This window comes from Streptomyces sp. NPDC048057, assembly GCF_040653095.1.
In the GTDB taxonomy this organism is placed as follows: Bacteria; Actinomycetota; Actinomycetes; order Streptomycetales; family Streptomycetaceae; genus Streptomyces.
In genome coordinates this window covers 1-1,843 of sequence record NZ_JBEZNF010000078.1, presented here as the reverse complement: position 1 = coordinate 1,843, position 1,843 = coordinate 1, and the positions used below count along the sequence as shown (strand labels likewise).

Genomic DNA, 1,843 nt, shown 5'->3' with positions numbered 1-1,843 from the left:
CACTCCTACTCCTTCGACGTCTCCGTCTGGGAGATCTCCGGCGCCCTGCTCCACGGCGGCAAGCTCGTCATCGCCTCCCACCACACCAGCCGATCCCCGGCCGAGCTGCTGCGCCTTCTCGTGGAGCAGAAGGTCACCGTTCTCAACCAGACGCCGTCCGCCTTCTACCAGCTCATCCAGGCCAACGACGACGACCCGGCCACGGCCCGGCGCCTCGCCCTGCGCACCGTCATCCTCGCCGGCGAAGCACTCGACCCCACCCGACTGAACCAGTGGTACCAGCAGCACCCCGACACCACACCCGTCATCGCCGACATGTACGGGCCCACCGAGACCACCGTCTACGTCACCCACCACTCCCACACCACCGCCACCATCGCCTCTCCCACCAGCACCATCGGGCGCGCGCTCCCCAACGCCCACCTCTACGTCCTCGATGCGCAGCTGCGTCTGGCCCCGCCCGGTGTCGCGGGTGAGCTGTACGTTTCCGGCGCGGGCCTGGCGCGTGGCTATCTGAACCGGCCGGGGCTCTCCGCCGAACGCTTCGTCCCCGACCCGTACGGGCCGGCCGGTGCCCGCATGTACCGGACCGGGGACCTGGCCCGTCGGGACGCCGACGGCACTTTCCAGTACCTGGGCCGCACGGACCACCAGGTCAAGATCCGCGGCTTCCGCATCGAACTCGGCGAAATCGAAGCAGCGCTGGTGCGACACCCCGACGTGGCCCATGCCGCCGTGCACACCCACACCGACGCCTCCGGCACCCCCCAGCTCGCCACCTACCTCGTCCCGGCGGCGGGGTGCACACCCACTGCGGCTGACCTGCGGGAACACCTCAGCGCGACGCTTCCCGACCACATGGTCCCGGCCGCCTTCGTCACCCTCGCCGAACTACCCCTCAACACCAGCGGCAAGCTCGACCGCAATGCCCTCCCCGCCCCCGACTTCACCACCCAGACGACCGACCGCGCTCCGCGGACTGCCCAGGAGAAGGCCCTCACGGAGCTGTTCGCGGAGGTGCTGGGCCTGCCGCGGATCGGGATCGACGACGACTTCTTCGTACTCGGCGGGCACTCCCTCCTCGCCACCCGACTCACCAGCCGCATCCGCGCCACCCTCGACATCGAGATCCCCGTACGGGCCCTCTTCGACAGCCCCACCGTCGCCGGGCTGGCACGTCACCTCGACAGCAGCGCGAAGCGCCGCCCGGCCCTTCGACCGGCGAACCGGCCGGAGCGGATCCCGCTCTCCTTCGCCCAGCGGCGCCTGTGGTTCCTCAACCAGCTCGAAGGCCCGAACCCGACCTACAACCTCCCCTTCGTCATCCACCTCACCGGCACCCTCGACGTTCAGGCGCTCGGTCGTGCGCTCGCCGACGTGGTGGAGCGGCACGAGAGCCTGCGGACCACGTTCCCCGACGTCTCGGGAACCCCGTACCAGCACATCCTCACCCCCGAGGACGCCGCACCCGCCCTCCCCCTTCACCGCACCACCCCGGAAGGGCTCTCCGAGGAGCTGAAGAAGGTCATTCGACAGGGATTCGACCTGGCGAATGAGCTGCCGCTGCGCGCACGTCTCTTCACCACCGGACCCGACGAGCACTCCCTGGCGCTCGTCTTCCACCACATCGCCGCCGACGGCGAATCGGCCGGGCCTTTGGTGAACGATCTCTTCCAAGCTTATGAAGCCCGTTGTCTGGCACCGGACGAGCGACCTGCCGGGCTCGCTCCGCTTCCCGTGCAATACGCCGATTACACGTTGTGGCAGCAGGAACTGCTGGGCGACGAGAACGACGAGAACTCCCTCGCAGCACAACAACTCGCCTACTGGAAAGAAACACTCA

The 1,843-nt window shown here is 68.8% G+C and carries 1 protein-coding gene; it reads left to right on the top strand.

What is annotated here, in order from left to right:
- Positions 1-1,843: condensation domain-containing protein (locus AB0E05_RS36370; protein ID WP_361971892.1), on the top strand; the 1,843-nt coding region annotated here is incomplete at both ends.